At 65.3% G+C, this 15547-nt stretch carries 11 protein-coding genes and 1 pseudogene; 8 read left to right on the top strand and 4 right to left on the bottom strand.

The window, feature by feature from the left end:
* The first annotated feature begins 102 nt into the window (after positions 1-102).
* The 4 genes from IE266_RS25960 to IE266_RS25945 all read left to right on the top strand — a co-directional run bounded on the left by IE266_RS25960 (position 103) and on the right by IE266_RS25945 (position 5254).
* Positions 103-1134 carry an acyltransferase family protein gene (locus tag IE266_RS25960; protein ID WP_268249784.1) on the top strand — a complete coding sequence of 344 codons (1032 nt, stop codon included), beginning with the start codon at positions 103-105 and terminating at the stop codon, positions 1132-1134.
* Positions 1134-2450 (top strand): glycosyltransferase family 4 protein, encoded by a 1317-nt coding sequence (locus IE266_RS25955; protein WP_189683051.1) that lies wholly within the window; start codon positions 1134-1136, stop codon positions 2448-2450. Before IE266_RS25960 ends, IE266_RS25955 begins: the two co-directional genes overlap by 1 nt.
* 137 nt (positions 2451-2587) lie before the next feature.
* Positions 2588-4180 (top strand): VPLPA-CTERM-specific exosortase XrtD, encoded by a 1593-nt coding sequence (gene xrtD / locus IE266_RS25950; protein ID WP_189683050.1) that lies wholly within the window; start codon positions 2588-2590, stop codon positions 4178-4180.
* A 72-nt stretch (positions 4181-4252) separates the two neighbouring features.
* Positions 4253-5254, top strand: coding sequence for a sulfotransferase domain-containing protein (locus tag IE266_RS25945; protein WP_189683049.1), 1002 nt, complete (start codon positions 4253-4255; stop codon positions 5252-5254).
* On the opposite strand, the gene IE266_RS25940 is transcribed toward IE266_RS25945, so the two are convergent.
* On the bottom strand, positions 5242-6195 hold the full coding sequence (locus IE266_RS25940) for a hypothetical protein (protein WP_189683048.1): 954 nt from the start codon (positions 6193-6195) through the stop codon (positions 5242-5244). The two genes, IE266_RS25945 and IE266_RS25940, sit on opposite strands and share 13 nt — an antisense overlap.
* Positions 6196-6581: 386 nt before the next feature.
* Between IE266_RS25940 and epsE the strand changes: the two genes are divergently transcribed.
* The 3 genes from epsE (at position 6582) to IE266_RS25925 (ending at position 9798) form a co-directional block, all read left to right on the top strand.
* On the top strand, positions 6582-7787 hold the full coding sequence (gene epsE, locus IE266_RS25935) for an exopolysaccharide biosynthesis GT4 family glycosyltransferase EpsE (RefSeq protein WP_189683047.1): 1206 nt from the start codon (positions 6582-6584) through the stop codon (positions 7785-7787).
* Positions 7787-8770, top strand: a complete 984-nt coding sequence (locus IE266_RS25930) for a glycosyltransferase family 2 protein (protein ID WP_189683046.1) — start codon at positions 7787-7789, stop codon at positions 8768-8770. The genes epsE and IE266_RS25930 overlap by 1 nt, the downstream gene beginning before the upstream one ends.
* Before the next feature lie 353 nt (positions 8771-9123).
* The gene (locus IE266_RS25925; RefSeq protein ID WP_189683045.1) at positions 9124-9798 is read left to right on the top strand and encodes a VPLPA-CTERM sorting domain-containing protein; all 675 of its coding nucleotides are present in this window, start codon (positions 9124-9126) and stop codon (positions 9796-9798) included.
* Positions 9799-9858: 60 nt separating this feature from the next.
* On the opposite strand, the gene IE266_RS25920 is transcribed toward IE266_RS25925, so the two are convergent.
* Together IE266_RS25920 and IE266_RS25915 are read right to left on the bottom strand one after the other, a co-directional pair.
* Positions 9859-10914 (bottom strand): replication initiator protein A, encoded by a 1056-nt coding sequence (locus tag IE266_RS25920; protein ID WP_229864511.1) that lies wholly within the window; start codon positions 10912-10914, stop codon positions 9859-9861.
* 265 nt (positions 10915-11179) lie between these two features.
* A pseudogene (locus IE266_RS25915) lies at positions 11180-11416 on the bottom strand (transposase); the annotation flags it as partial.
* Between the two features lie 401 nt (positions 11417-11817).
* Between IE266_RS25915 and IE266_RS25910 the strand changes: the two are divergent.
* The gene (locus IE266_RS25910; RefSeq protein WP_189683044.1) at positions 11818-14352 is read left to right on the top strand and encodes an AMP-binding protein; all 2535 of its coding nucleotides are present in this window, start codon (positions 11818-11820) and stop codon (positions 14350-14352) included.
* 855 nt (positions 14353-15207) lie between these two features.
* Here IE266_RS25910 and IE266_RS25905 read toward each other — a convergent pair.
* The coding region (locus tag IE266_RS25905) for a hypothetical protein (RefSeq protein WP_229864509.1) at positions 15208-15547 on the bottom strand (340 nt) is incomplete at its 5' end.

Below are 15547 nucleotides of genomic sequence, written 5' to 3'. Positions count from 1 at the left end.
TATCGCGGTCGACAACTACGGCATCGTCGAGGACACCCACCAGAGCCTGATCCACATGATCACGCAATACATGAAGGCGCGCAACGAAGCAGCGGCTGCCCGTTGACCGCCACTCAAGCCTACCCGATCCGACCAGGACCCGAGGTACAGTCTCTAACTGCCCTGAGAGGCGTGGCTGCCCTGTGGGTCGTGCTCTATCATTACGAACACCATTTTGTCGCCGACTTCGGCCAAGTGATCGGAATGGGAGATCTGGCCGTCGACCTCTTCTTCGTGCTCTCCGGCTTCATCATGGTCTATGTCTACCGTGATCGCGCCCGCTTTGGGCCGTTCCTACTAAAGCGTTTCGCCCGGCTGTTTCCCGTTCACGCCGTCACTCTGGCAGGGGTCGCGATGATGATCGCCGCCGCCGGTTTCCTGGGCGTCCAAAGCGACGGGAAGGTCGAACCTTGGCCCTTTGTCATGAATCTCCTGTGCCTGCATGGCTGGGGACTGCTGAACAATATGAGCCTGAATTACCCGAGTTGGTCGATCAGCGCCGAATTCGCCGCCTATCTGGTCTTTCCGGCCATCGCCGGACCGCTCCTGAAGATGCCCCTGGCCCGGGCGATCCTGCTGGCGCTGATCTTCGCGGCAGCCTGCATATGGGTCGCCGACGCGACCGGACGGAAGATCTACCTGCGTAGCTTCGATTTCAGCCCGATTCGTATATTGCCGGAATTCGTGCTCGGCATGATCGCTGCTAGGATCGGCCTGGAGACCCGACTCAATCCCTGCGCGGTGCTGCTGGTGGCGGCGGTTCCGCTCGCAGGCGGCCTCTTCTGGGCCAGCCCGCTGCTGTTCATCGCTGGCGTGCCCCTGCTTGTCCTCGGACTGTTTCTCTGCGATCGGCCCTTGCCGGCTGCCCTGCTCTATCTGGGCCGGATCAGCTACAGCCTCTACATGGTTCACGCCCTTGTCGAGAAAGCCGGGTTCAGCCTGGCTGAACGTGCATTGGGCACCGAGCTGATGCCGCTCTGGGTCTTGCCAGTGATGCTGGCCGCGGCGATCGCGGCAGCCGCCGTCCTGTATCACGCGGTCGAGGTCCCGGGCCGACGCATCCTCCTGCCACATGCCGCCGGAAGGCTCTCATGATGACCGATCGAACAGTCCCGCAGCGTCCGCGCGTCCTGCTTCTTGCCGAGAACTGCAATCCCGAATGGCCCTCGCTGCCGGTGGTGGGATACAAATACGCCCGGGCGCTGGCGAAAGTGGCCAATGTCACGGTTGCAACCCATATCCGCAACCGAGAGAACATCGAGAAGGCCGCCGACATGGGGGCCCCGGTTGTCTATATCGACAACGAGTGGATCGCCCGCGGCATGTACCGCCTCTCGCGGCTGCTACGCGGCGGCGACCAGATCGCCTGGTCGACCAACCAGATCATGGCCTACCTGCCCTATGTGGTCTTCGAACGCCAAGCGCTGCGCCAGTTCCGGGCCGAACTGGCGCGGGGCGACTTCGACCTGGTGCACCGGATCACCCCGATGTCGCCGACGCTGCCGAGCTATGCCGCCGGCCGCACCCGCCAACCCTTCGTGATCGGCCCGCTGAACGGAAACCTCGCTTGGCCCGAGGCCTTCCGCGGCGAGCAGAAGCGCGAGCGCGAGGGCCTGCGGCGGCTGCGCGACCTCTACCGCTACCTGCCCTATTCGCGGGGCACCTTCACGAAGGCGGCCGCGATCCTCGCCGCTTTTCCCCATACCATCGCCGACCTGCCGGAAGTGGTGCGCGACCGGGTGGTGGATCTTCCCGAGATTGGCTTTGACGACACGGTCTTCCACGGCCGGGGCCGCACCCCTGCCTTCGCGGGCGAGGGGCCGAAGCGCTTCGTCTTTGCCGGTCGCCTGGTGCCCTACAAGGTGCCCGAAGCCGCGGTGCGCGCTTTCGCCACCTCGGAGCGGCTGAAGGGCCACGTGCTCCAGATCGTCGGCGACGGGCCCGAATTGCCACGGCTGCAGGCGATCGTCGCCGAGACCGGCGCGCAGGAACGCATCCGCTTCGAGGGCCGCAAGACGCAGGCCCAGGTCGCGGAGATCATGCGGCAGGGCGATGCCTTCGTCTTCCCCTCGATCCGCGAACTGGGCGCCGGCGTAGTGATCGAGGCGATGGCATGCGGCATGACGGTCCTGGTGACCGACTACGGCGCCCCCGGCCATCTCGCCAGCCAGGGCCGCGGGGTGCGGGTGCCGCTGCAGCCGCTCGACGGGCTGGTACGCGACTACCGCGCCGCGATGGAGGCCTGCGTCGCCGAGCCAGGCCGCTACGCGGCCATCGCGACGGCAGGCCAGACCCATGCGCATCGCCACTATACTTGGGCGACCAAGGCTGCCTATACCGCCGAGATCTACGCCGACGTCCTGGCCGGGCGACGGCCCCGGCAGAGTGCGGCCTATGCCTCGGATGCCTGACACAAACGTGAACGCCAGCCCTGTCCGCTTGGCAGTTTTGGGCAAAAATGATAGATCCGGGATCGGACGGCGCGGGGCAGGTCACCTCGTTTTCCAAGTGAAGGTTAATCAGTCATGAATTTCAGGATGGTTCTTGCATGTCCGTGATCCAGGATACCCGCACGCCGAGCCTTTCGTTCAACTGGGGCATTTTCTGGCTCGTGGTCGCGACCGCGGCAGCCGGGGTGTTCTTCGTCGACGGGCTCGACGCCCTGCTGACCGCCTGGCAGCGCCCGGAATACAGCCACGGGCCGCTGATCCCGGTGCTCTCCGGCCTGCTGTTCCTGCGCCAGCTGAAGTCGGTCCCGGTCGAGCCCGGTCCCAAGAACGACCGCTGGGCCGGCGTCACGCTGCTGCTCTTCGCCATCTTCTGCGGCGCGCTCGGCAAGATGTCCAACATCTCCGACGTGGTCGCCTATGCCACCATCCTCTGGGTCGGGGCGATCCTGCTCATCAGCTTCGGCTGGAACACCGGCAAGCACATGTGGCCGCCGGTGCTGCACCTGGTCTACATGCTGCCGCTGCCCGGGGTGATCTACTTCAAGCTCTCCACCTACCTGCAGTTCGTCTCTTCCGAGCTGGGCGTCTGGTTCCTCCAGCTGATGGACGTGCCGGTCTACCTGGAAGGCAACATCATCGACCTCGGGGTCATGAAGCTGCATGTCGCCGAGGCCTGCTCGGGGCTGCGCTACCTCTTCCCGATCCTGTCGTTCAGCTACATCTTCGCGGTGCTCTACCGCGGCCCGATCTGGCACAAGGCGGTGCTGCTGATCTCGGCCGCGCCGATCACCGTGCTGATGAACTCGGTGCGGATCGCGGTCGGCGGCGTCCTAGTGCAGAAACTCGGCATCGAATGGCTTGAGGGCTTCAGCCATTTCTTCGAGGGCTGGGTGATCTTCCTGATCTGCGTGCTGATCCTGTTCGGGCTGGCCCGGCTCATGCTGTTCCTCCACCCGTCGAAGATGTCGCTGGTCGAGGCGCTCGACCTCGATACCGACGGGTTGATGAGCCAGTTCACGCGGCTGCGTCACGTCTACCCCTCGACGGCGCTGATCGGCGGCGCCCTGCTGACCGCCGTGCTGGCCTTCGGCTGGATGGCCCTGCCCCAACGCGACGTGACGATCCCTCCCCGCGACGGCTTCACCCAGTTCCCGCGGCAGATCGGCGACTGGCAGCAGATCGGCCCCCCGGAGATCCTCGAGGCCGGAGTCGCCAAGGCGCTGCAGGCGGACGATTACCATTCGGCGCAGTTCCTGCGCGACGGCGATCCGGCCCAGATCGGCTTCTTCTCGGCCTGGTATGCCGATCAGAGCAACGGCGGCGTGCATTCGCCCGAGGTCTGCCTGCCCGGCTCCGGATGGGAGATCGCCTGGCTCGAACGGGTGGACATCTCGCGCCAGATCGGCGCGGCGCAGCCCTTCAACATCAACAAGGCGATCATCCAGAAGGGCGAGTCCCGGATGATGGTCTACTACTGGTTCGAACAGAAGGGTCGCAAGGTGGCCTGGGACTTCGCCGCCAAGCTGCTGCTGGTCTATGACGGCATCACCACCGGCCGCAAGGACGGCGCCATCGTCCGCCTGACCACCCGGATCTTGCCGGGCGAGAAGGATGCCGATGCCGCCGCGCGGCTGGACGAGATGCTGCAGACCGTGGTGCCCGTCCTGCCCCGCTTCATCCCCGGCAGCTAGGCTCCGCTTGGCGCCCCCGTTCCATCAGAGGCCCCGGATCGGGGGCATGACCTGGGGTCAGGACCCTTCCGCATGAGACAGCTCGACTTCATCATCATCGGCGCCGCCAAGGCCGGAACGACCAGCCTCCACGCGCTCCTGACCCGGCATCCGGGCATCTTCATGCCCGACCCCAAGGAGCCCGAGTATTTCGCCAGGGACGATCTCTTCCTGCGCGGCCCCGCCGAATACGCCGGCCTCTTCGAACCGGCCTCGGAGAGCCAGCTCATCGGCGAGGCATCGACGATCTACTCGCTGTCTCCGCTGTTCCCGGACACGGCGGCCCGCATTCACGCCCACAGCCCCGATGCGCGTCTCGTCTACATGCTGCGCCAGCCGGTCGACCGGGCCTATTCCTACTACGTCCAGCTCACCAAGAACTATCAGAACAGGTCGAAGGACTACACGATCCGCAGGCGCTTCGAGGACTTCATCCTGCCGGAAAGGCACGCGGCGGCCGCAGGCCGCGCGGGATGCATGGCGGACTTCGATGCGCACCTGCCCGACACGCCCGAGCTCTGCCTCGCGGGCAGCGACTATGTCCTGCAGATCGAGGCCTACCTGTCCCGCTTCGAGCGCTCGCAGATGCTGTTCCTGAAGTTCGAGGACTTCAAGCGGAACCCGCAGGCCGTGGTGCGGCAGATCACCGATTTCCTCGGTGTCCCACCGCTCGACGAGAGCGTCTTCCGGGATCCGGCGACGCGCAAGAACATATCCAGCTCGCATTTCGCCGAGGTCGCCACCACCGAGTCGATCGGCGCGCTCAAGCAGCGCCTGGGACGGTTCTGGAACCTGCGGAAGCTGCTCCCCGAGTCGCGCAGGACGCAGCTGCGCCGCTACATGCGCAGGCGCGCAGACCCGGAGCGCTACGCTCCGGTGCCGATGGAGGCCTCGACGCGCGCCCTGCTCGAACAGCGCTTCGCCGCGCAGATCCCGCGCCTGTCGGAGCTGACCGGCCTCGACTTCGGGGAATGGGGTCTCGGGGCGCCGGACAGCGCCCGGCCGGTGGCGGCGGGATCCTCTCAGAGCGGATAGCCGAGGGCGGCGAGGTCCTCGCCGGTCTGTTCCGCCAGGCGCCGGTTCGACGCCTCGTAGATTCCCCGGTAGCGGTGTTCGATCTGCTGTTTCCAGCGGTCGTCCAGGGCCCGGTCAAGCGCCTTGGGACTGAGGCGGTTGACCAGCGACAGGGTCTTGTTGACGGCCCGCTCGGCCCCCGAGCGGCGCTGGCTCAGCGGGCTGCGCAGATAGAGCGCGTTGAGCGGCCGGGCGAGGCGCAGCGCGGTGCCGCCCAGGCCGACGTTGTGGGTTTCGCGCGGCGGCGGCGGCGCGCCGGGCAGCCCGAGGAACCGGGTCAGGCGGGACAGGAAGGCCGCCGGATCATTCCGCAGCACCTCCTGCGGCAGCACCAGGAGATTGTCCGCCCCGAAGACCCGGCCCCAATGTTCCACGACCCGGTCATAGAACAGGAATTCCGGCCGCAGGATCGGACGATACGACCGGGGTTCCTCCCCGGTTCCTATGAAGTCGATCAGGCTGTGGCGGTTGCGCTTGAGATATTCCCGATAGGCCGACAGCACCAGGTCGTGCTGGTTGCGGATGGTGATGACCACCTTCATCGGCCGCTCGAGACGCCCGAGCTTTTCGAGGATCGCGGGGCCGTCGTAGCTGCGCGGCAGCGGATCGCCCAGCAGCGTCTCGTCCGACCAGACCGGCAGCAGGCCCTCGGCCCGCAGGGGCGCCTCGAGCGCCTCCATCTCGGCCGCAACGGTGGCGGGGTCGAACAGGTACCCATCGGAACTGCGGAACCAGTCGACCAGGTAGCCGCGGCTGACCGTGCCCCCGGGCAGCCCCATCCCGAAGGCGGGATTGTTGAATATGGCGTGCTGCAGATAGGTGGTCGCCGTCTTGATGTAGCCCACGTGTAGCAGCGCTGGTGCGGTGTTGAAGGATGTCATCTGTGCCGGGGACGCCTGCATGTTGTGCCGCCTCGCGGAGCCTTAGCATGCTGGTCTCGGGGCGTCATGCACTTTGCCGCGCCCTCAACGTGGCGCAGGGCGGTTCAGTCCGGGTGACAACGGTAGACGTCGCGGTCAGCGGCAACAGGCTGGTGCTGACGCTGAGCTGACCCTGCGTAACCGTCCACCCCTGCCCATGGAACAGGCAGCCCCCCGGGCCGTGCTGGTGCGCAAAGACCATTGGCGCGGGGATCTTGCCCGCCGGGGCTCTCCGTCCCTTGTCGCAACTTCGCTTCTTCCGGTATAGGTCGGGAGGTTGCAACGAGTGCCTGGACGAATGCCTGATCCCTTCACACGACTGCGGTCCCGGCCGGGGCAGGCGCGCGCGGCGGCCGCCAGGCGGTGACATGAGCGCCGCTCCCCTCCCGATCGGCTACCTGGTGCCCGAATTCCCGGGCCAGACCCACGCCTTTTTCTGGCGCGAGCTGTCGGCCATCGAGGAGAGCGGCGTGCCGGTCGAAGTCTTCTCGACCCGCCGCCCGGCGCCGGGCAGCTGCCCGCATGGCTTTGCCGAGGCCGCCGCGGCGCGCACCACCTACCTGTTCCCGCCGCGCGGCGGCGCGGTGGCCGGCTTCCTGGCCGCCCGGCCTGCCCTGCTCGCCCGGGCCATGGCCTATGTAGCGGGCCTCACGCAGACGCCGGCGGCGCAGCGGGCCAAGCTGATGGCGCTGATCGCCTCGGCGGCGGACCTGGTGCTGCATTGTCGCGCCCGCGGCATCGACCACGTGCATATCCATTCTTGCGCCAATGCCGCCCATGTCGGCGCGTTGGCCAATATCCTCGGCGGGATCTCCTACAGCCTGACATTGCACGGCGACCTGCCGGTCTATGGCACCGATCATGGCGCCAAGATGGCTCGCGCCCGCTTTGTCAGTGCGGTCACCGCGCCGCTGCAGGCCTCGCTACGCCGCGAGATCGGCGGGAACCTGCGGTTTCCGGTGATCTGGATGGGGGTCGACACCGCGCGCTTCCGCCCGGCCCCGGTGCCGCGTGCCCCCGGTGGCCCCTTCGAGGTGGTGAGCATCGCCCGGCTGAACTTCACCAAGGGGCACCGCTTCTTCCTGCGCGCCATGGCCAAGCTGCGCGCCGAGGGGCTCGACATCCGCTACCGGATCGCCGGCGAGGGCCCCGAGCGGGCCGCCATCGAGGCCGAGATCGCCGGGCTGGGCCTCGGCCCCCATGTCGAACTGCTGGGATCGGTCGGCGAGGACCGGGTGCTGGCGCTGCTGCAGGAGGCCGATACGCTGGCGCTGACGAGCATCCAGCAGGGTGAGGCGGCGCCGGTCGCGATCATGGAGGCGATGGCCTGCGGGCTGGCGCCGGTCTGCTCGATCATCGGCGGGACACCCGACATGATCCGCGACGGCGAGGACGGCTTCCTGGTACCGCAGGAGGATGTCGCGGCGATCGCCCGGGCAACCGGGATCCTCGCCACCAACCCGCTCCGCCGCGCGGCGATGGGACAGGCGGCGCGGGCCACGGCCGAACGCATCTTCGATCACCGCGGCAATGCACTGGCCCTCCGCCGCGAGATCCTCGGCGCGGAGCGGTAATGACCGATACCGCCGCTCTCCGTCCCGGCACCGCCGGCGCCGTGGTGATCGGGCGCAACGAAGGCGCCCGGCTGATCGCCTGCCTCGACTCCGCCATCGCGTCGGGGCTGTCGCCGATTGTCTACGTCGATTCCGGCTCGACCGACGGCAGCATCGCCGCCGCCGAGGCGGCGGGCGTCGAGGTGATCCTGCTGGATCACGACACCCCCTTCACCGCCGCGCGGGCGCGCAACGCCGGGCTGGCCCGGCTGGTGGCGCGCCCCGACCCGCCCGACTACGTCCAGTTCATCGACGGCGACTGCATCCTGCGCGACGGCTGGATCGCCGCGGCCAGGGCCTTCCTGGATGCCCGCCCGCGGGTGGCGGTGGTCTGCGGCCGGCGGCGCGAGCGCTTCCCCGAGGCCTCGCTCTACAATGCGCTGGTCGATCGCGAATGGGCCGGTCCCCCGGGCGAGACCCGGGCCTGCGGCGGCGATGCGATGATGCGGGTCACCGCCATCGAGGCCGCCGGGCGCTATGACCCGGGGCTGATCGCCGGCGAGGAGCCCGAGCTCTGCGTGCGGTTGCGCCAGGCCGGCTGGACGATCTGGCGGCTCGATGCCGAGATGACCTGGCACGATGCCGCGATGACCCGTTTCGGCCAGTGGTGGAACCGCTCGCGCCGGGCCGGCCATGCCTTCGCCGAGGGCGCCGCGATGCACGGGGGCGCGCCCGAGCGCCACTATGTTCCGCAGCTCCTGCGCGCGGTGGCCTGGGGCATGGTCCTGCCGCTGGCGATCCTCTTCGGATCGCTCCTGACCCCCTGGGCCCTGGCCCTCGCGCTGCTCTGGCCGCTCAAGGTGCTGCGCTTGATCGCCCGCGGCCAGCCCCCGGCGCAAGCCCTCTTCCTGACCCTGGGAAACTTCGCCGAATCAGCGGGAATCCTGACCTATCTGGGGAAACGGCTGACCGGCACGCGAAGCCGGCTCATCGAGTACAAGTAGGCCCTCGCGGCTCCTGCCGGGCGCCACGAAAATGACAAAAACCCGCATGGGTTGATATTGGCGGCAGAATTGACCGTATAACGTGGATGCGCCGCTCTGTCGCTCCTGGCGGGGGCGGCCCGGCGGGGGCGGCGCCTCTCCCGGATCATACGAAGTATATTCAAATATATCAGTTCATTAGCCAGACACACGGTTGAGTCCATGCAGCTGTCCTGTGCACTTCGCCGGAAATTTGAACAGTCTGTAAACGCGGGCGCTTGCAGGCGGTGAAATACGTTTAAGTTTTGGACAGTGAGGCAAGATTGTGTTAAGGATTGGCTTGGAATGTGTCATTTTGTGAGTAGGGATTAACTATGAAACTCAAGAAAATTGCGATAGCTGCCGCCGCAACGGCGACAATGGCAGCTGGGGCCGCAAGCGCAGCGACGCTGACGTTTTCGCCGAGCACCGGGGTAGCGGTCGCCTGGGGAAGCGGCAATTACAACGCCGGCCCTTGCGCGGCCACTCCGACGAAATGCTACGACCCGACGGGTACGGCGGCCGGACTGGCTTTGGACCTGCATACCTTTGATTCCAGCAATCCCGGACCGGGCCTGCACCTGGACAAGGCGGCCACGCTCACCGTGACCTTCCTCGGCAAAGAGGCCGGTGCGACGAACGTTGCCTTCTCGCTGGGCGGCGACGTCTCCAACAACGATCTCGTCGGGACCTCTTACAAGGTCTCCGTCGGCGCCGGGGCGCTTGACTTCGCCTTCAAGTCGTCGCTTGGCACGGTCGCCTCGAACGACGGCAATTTCGTCGATACCGCGACCCGCCGCTCCGCGATGGGCTTCAGCGACATCTTCACCGATGGCACGACCTCCTACGTCTATGCCTACTTCGACGACAGCGGAGCGGGCCTCGACCGCGACTACGACGACATGGTCGTGAAGATCACCGTGTCTTCGGTTCCGGTTCCGGCCGCAGGCTTCCTGCTGATCGCCGGCCTCGGCGGCCTTGCCGCGCTGAAGCGCCGCAAGAAGGCCTGATCGGTCCGACATCGATTGCGAGACGGCGGCCTCCGGGCCGCCGTTTTCATTTCCGGCCCCTCACGGCGCCCCGCGCCGCTCGTACCACTTGCGGCAGAAGCCCGCGAAGGCCTTGTCCGGGCTCTTGGGCGCATCCAGCCCGCCCTCGGCCATCCAGCGCCGCCACTCCTGTTCCAGCAGGTAGACGTCCCAGCCCGGCGCCGCCTCGCGCGCGCGCTCGTGGGCCCGCGGCGAGAGCCGCACCAGGGCCTCGGTCACCGGCTCGTCACGCGGCATGGTGTTGCGGTTGAGGAAGACCACGAAGCCCTCCTCCATCCGCACCGCATAATCCGGCATGTGGTCGTGGCTGGCGTCCTGCTCGACGATGGCGGCGACCAGCCGGCGGAACTCGCGGATGGTCGAGGAGGACCCGCACTTGCGCTGCAGCATCTCCAGCGAGATCTTCCACTCCGCCTGCCGGCCGCAATGCTTGCGGGCGATCTCGTAGATCCGCCGCTCCAGCGGCTTCCGGAGGCGGAAGTAGTCGCGCGACAGCGTCAGCACCTCGCGCGCCTGGATCGCGTTGAACACCCAGTCCGAGAGCTGCACCTCGATCTCCTGCATCCGCCCGTCGCGGGTCTCGCGCACGATGCGGGCGCGGTCGATGATCGAGAACAGGTCCATCTGCTCGGTGCCGCCGGTGACGATATTGGTCTCGATCTGGGTGCCCTGCAGCCGCACCAGCGCGCTCTTCAGCGCCTCGTAGCCGCGCCCGTCGGTGACCCGGTTGGTCGCCTTCAAGAGGTCATAGGCCTTGAGCCTGACGGTGCGCGAGACCTTCTGCCCGCGGTTCAGCGCCGCGACGATCTGGCTGATGCAATAGATCAGCACGTCGCGGTCGTGGATCGTCGCCAGCCCCTCGCTCGAGGGGCGCACCTCGAGATAGTTGCGCCCGGTGGCGTCCTCGTAGCGGCGCACCCGCCGGTCGGGCTTGGTCGAGAGCGAGAAGATCGGATGCGCCATCGAGGCCATGTCGCCCTTGGGCGCGGCGTCGAAGATATCGCAGACGAAGAAGTCGCCCTGCTCCTGCCGGTCGGGCAGCAGCGGCGAGCGGTCCGAGGGGACCAGGTCGCTCACGCCCCTGCCCCGCACTAGGCCGGATTCGTGAGATTACCCCCACCCCACCGGATTCGTGATTTCACCCACAAATCCTCGTGACTCTACACACGATCCTTCGTGACTCTACACACGCGGCCTCTAGAATTGTCTTTTATGATCAAAAATTTGCAGAAAAACCCGGATCTTAACTCATATCTAACTAATTATAACACCTGAACAGGCCAGCAAGGACCGCGCCTCCCCCGCGCCGCGCGGATCGCCGTCAACGCGGCCCGAAGGGTTGCCGCAGCTTCGGCACCCGCAGATTCAGCGTGCCCAAACGGGTATCGAGAGCGCGCTCTCGATACCCGTTTCTCCACGTCGTGCGTTCACCGCTGCGTTCGTGCCGACCGGCACCGATCAGGCCTTCGACATCGGCCTCCATGATCATCTGAAGAACCGCCTCGGCGATGGTTCGAAGGAAGTCTCCCTGGTCGTGCTTGGCCAGAAGCTCGGACAGGTCCATGTTGGTCTTGGTCATCGGGGTCTCCGTAGGGTTCGTGGTTGAAGTCGCCAAACTCCACCTCGACCATACACCTCGATGGCCACCCAGGATTACACCGCTGGCGGCGGCAAAATTACACCAGCTCCTCGGACGCTAACTCGCGCGAGCGTCAGAGCGGCGGGGCTTCTTGGTCATCTGGGTCCAGCTTAGATCGGTGGCGGACGCAATCTGCTGATCTATGAACTTCGATTTCTGGAAGCCACGGTTCCCCTGGATGGCCATTCACAGCGGAATATTCTCACTCAGGCCTTCCATGGTCCTGGCAACGGCCAGACTTGCAGCGAAACGCCGCCGTACCTACCCCGCCCCCAAACTTGACAAAAAAAGTAAGTCAACTTAGGCGCGCGCTACGCTGTCTCGTCTGAAGTCTGGTCCATATGTTCTGCACAGAAGAATCTTTGTCGTCTTACGGAGATTTGCCCGCACTGATCACCGACGCAGGGGTCACCACCTATGCGGATTTGGCGGTGGCCGCCTCGGACTTCGCCAGGCGGTTCCCAGAGCGCCGTGGCTTGGTCTCAATCGAAATGACGCCCACGCCGACCACGATCGTCGCCTATCTGGGGGCATTGCAGGCAGGACATGCAGTCATGCCCTTGCCGTCCGGGCAGCCCGAGGTAGCCCGGAGCCTCGAGGCACGGTTTCCTCCGGCAGCGAGTTGGCGCACAGCTGGAGGTCGGCAACGGCTCATCCGTCATCGGAGTTCGGCAGAGTGTCATCCTGATCTGGCACTCCTTTTGACGACCTCGGGAAGCACCGGGCAGGGTCGCGGGGTGCGTCTGTCCCGCTCCGCCGTGGCAGCGAACGCATCGTCCATTGTAGATTTTCTCGAGATCGGAAGCGCGGACCGCGCGGCGCTCGTCCTCCCTCTCCACTATTCCTACGGCCTCTCGGTCCTGCATTCGCATATCTCCGCCGGAGCGAGTCTCTGGCTCTGCCGGAGCACCATCCTCGATCCTGGCTTCCTGCCAAGTCTCGCGAGGGCTGGGGCCACCAGCCTCGCCGGTGTGCCGCATCATTTCCGCATGTTGAGCACGGCAACCGCCAATCATGATCTCCCGAAGTCATTGGCGTGTATGACAGTCGCCGGCGGGGCCATGCCACCCTCGGAGGTGGCTCGCTGGAGCCGGTGCATGGCCGAGCGTGATGGCCGGTTCGTGGTGATGTATGGTCAGACCGAAGCAACGGCTCGGATCGCCTATCTGCCGCCCGCTACGGCTGATCGTGCGCCAGACGCTATCGGGCACGCCATTCCCGAAGGTCATCTGTCGCTGCGAGACGTGAAGGGTGACCCGATCACAGAGCCTTTGCAGGAGGGTGAACTGGTTTACCGCGGCCCAAATGTGATGATGGGCTATGCCGACGAAGCCGAGGATCTCGCCCGCGGTCCCGAAATCAGCGAATTGCGCACTGGCGATATGGCCGTGGTGGGCGCGGACGGGCTGTACCGCATCACCGGGCGGCGGTCACGTATGTCCAAGATCGCCGGACTCCGGATTGGCCACGACGCGCTTGAACAAGCGCTTGCCTCCTCTGGCATCGAGGCAGCGGTCTGGGGCGACGACGCGCACATCTGGGTGGCCGCCGATCAGCCCGATGTAACATTGAGCAAGCAGGTTGCACGACTCGCTGGGATCGGCACACACCACATTCGCCTCGTCGCCTGCACCACGCTGCCCCGGCGCGCCAATGGTAAGATCGACTATCCAGAGCTGAAGAAGATGGCTACGGCGCCCGAAAGCAATAGGGACGTTCTGGCCCTCTTCGAACGCACATTCACCTCAATCCGCGTGTGCCGGTCCGATAGCTTTAACAGCCTCGGTGGCGACTCGTTGCAGCATGTCGAGTTGTCCCTCGCCTTGGACGAGCACTTCGGTGGACTGCCTGAAAACTGGGAGCAGCGCCCGATTTCGGATCTCGAGAGCACCAGACCCGCGGGCGTCAGCTCAGTGCCGATGCCGCTTCTGGCGCGCGCGCTCGCGATCCTCGCGGTCGTGGTGGCGCATCAGACCTACTGGCCCGTATACGGCGGGGCCGCCGCGATGCTCATTCTGCTCGGCGTGAGCATCGCGCAACACCGGACGAGTTTTCTGATCGATGGAGACGCCAAGCGTTTCCTCGCACCCTTGGGTCGTGTGTTGCTTCCCTATTTCATCGTGCTCGCCGGATACGCGATTGTGTGGCAGCAAGTGCCCTGGGCGTCTTTCGCTCTGATCGGCAACTTCGCCGTCACGATCCCCGAGACGCATCTGATGCTGCCCTACCTCTACTGGTTCGTTGAAGCCTACGTTCAGATGTGCCTTCTGATCGCGCTACTGTTCCGCCCAGCCGGTACGCGCCGCTGGCTATCCCGATCGCTTTACGGTGTAGGACTTGCGTTGCTAGCTGTCGGTGTGGTGCTCCGCATCGTTCTCCCCGAGATTTGGCCGCTGCCCGCCGGGCGTTCGCAGTTCTCCGTCCCTTGGGTGTTCTATCTCCTTGCCCTCGGATGGTGCATTGCCGCAGCCGACAGCACGTCGCGCCGGGTCCAAGTTCTCGCGGCCGCGACCGTGATTCTGCCTATGGCAGCATGGCTCGGTGGCAACTGGTATGGGTCATGGTCGAAATACTTAAGCCTGCTCGCACTGACCGGCCTCCTGCTTTTCGTCCGCACCGTTCCGATACCGCGCATTGCCGTGCGAGGGATTATGCAATTGGCCCAAGCCGCGTTTCCGATCTATCTGTTGCACCGTTTGGTCCCCGAATTACTGATGCAACCTTGGGCGGAAAGCCTGCCGCGCGGTTTATTCGATCTGATCGCGATCCTGGGTGGATTGGCGCTGGGTCTGCTGGCAGGAAGACTTCTGACATGGTGCTCGAAAGCCGTCATTGCTTCGCCGGTCTATCGCAAGCGAGTGCTGACCTCCCTGTAGGCCGACAGGTCGGTTCCTTCAGCTTGAGGTCATAAAGCGAAGCCCCCCGGCGCTATTAAGAACAGGATTCTACTCCTGTCCGGATCTGGACCCACGCGCAGGCGAAAAGGCCTCTGTAAGATCAAATAACATCAAAGACTTAAATCATGAACCGCAAAAAAACCCGTAAGAAAAACGGCCAAAATTGCACGGGGATAACAGGGGGTATGAGGGGCTTTGCGAGCGTTCTGCCGCCGGGGTCGCGCCTCCCAGAGCTGACAAGCGTCCCGATCCAGGTAGCGACAATCAAGCGCTCCCGGTTCACACTCCACCCCGCCCGGAAAACACTCTCAGAATTCGCGCTACAGACGCGTTGCGAGCTTCCCCCCGCAAGGGAGCACCCGACACGTCACATGCGCTGTAGCGACGTTCTGAGAGCTCTGAGCGTACAGCCCGCTGATGATGCTCGCTCTCTGGTTTCCCGTGCAGCGCCCGGTGTCCAATTCCATATCAGAGCCCTCCGGTGGCGCGACATGAACCTGCGGGTCCCCTACCCTGCCCAGTCCTGGCGATGTCCGCACCGGAGCATCTGGAGACTGGGTCTGATCGTTCGAATGGCAAGCGTCACCCTACGGGTAATACCCCGTGCCTGGGAACGGGGCTGCAGCACTCAAGACCAAGGTGGCATGCAACCTGCTCCTGCAAGGATCGGCAGGGAGAATGGGAGAGGCAATGTGGGGTCGCAGTTGCCCTAACCCACTCCATGTATCAACTGCCTTGCTCTCCCTGTAGAGGCCCTCCCTCCCCTGCTCTCCCATTGCTTTCACGAATGGTTCGCCGATCCTGGGCTAGAGGGATGCTGCTGGGGAACTGCCTTCATCGCGACAGTGCCAGCAGCCTTTGTCGTATCAGCTGTTCCCGGCTGCGAACGAATTCGGGCAACATGGTTGGCATCCACAGGTCGGGTGCATGCTCTATCAGGTGTCTCGCTCGATAGGCTTCACTCCGGCCGTTGATCCAGGAGTCGAACGGCAGGTCGCTCTTCTCCAAGTTCTCCTGGCTGGGCAGCAGCTGCAGATTGCCAAGCCTGTTCACACAGCCGGTGATTTCTCGGATCCGCTGTTCCGGCAGGTTCATCCCCATCAGGATGCGGCGCTCTGCAGGACCCGTCGTTGAGCCAGAGCCGCGACTTCTTCGGTTGCTTCTGGGGAACCTT

The sequence above is a fragment of the Seohaeicola zhoushanensis genome (genome assembly GCF_014656415.1).
Lineage (GTDB): Bacteria > Pseudomonadota > Alphaproteobacteria > Rhodobacterales > Rhodobacteraceae > Seohaeicola_A > Seohaeicola_A zhoushanensis.
This window is presented reverse-complemented; position numbering and strand designations above follow the sequence as displayed.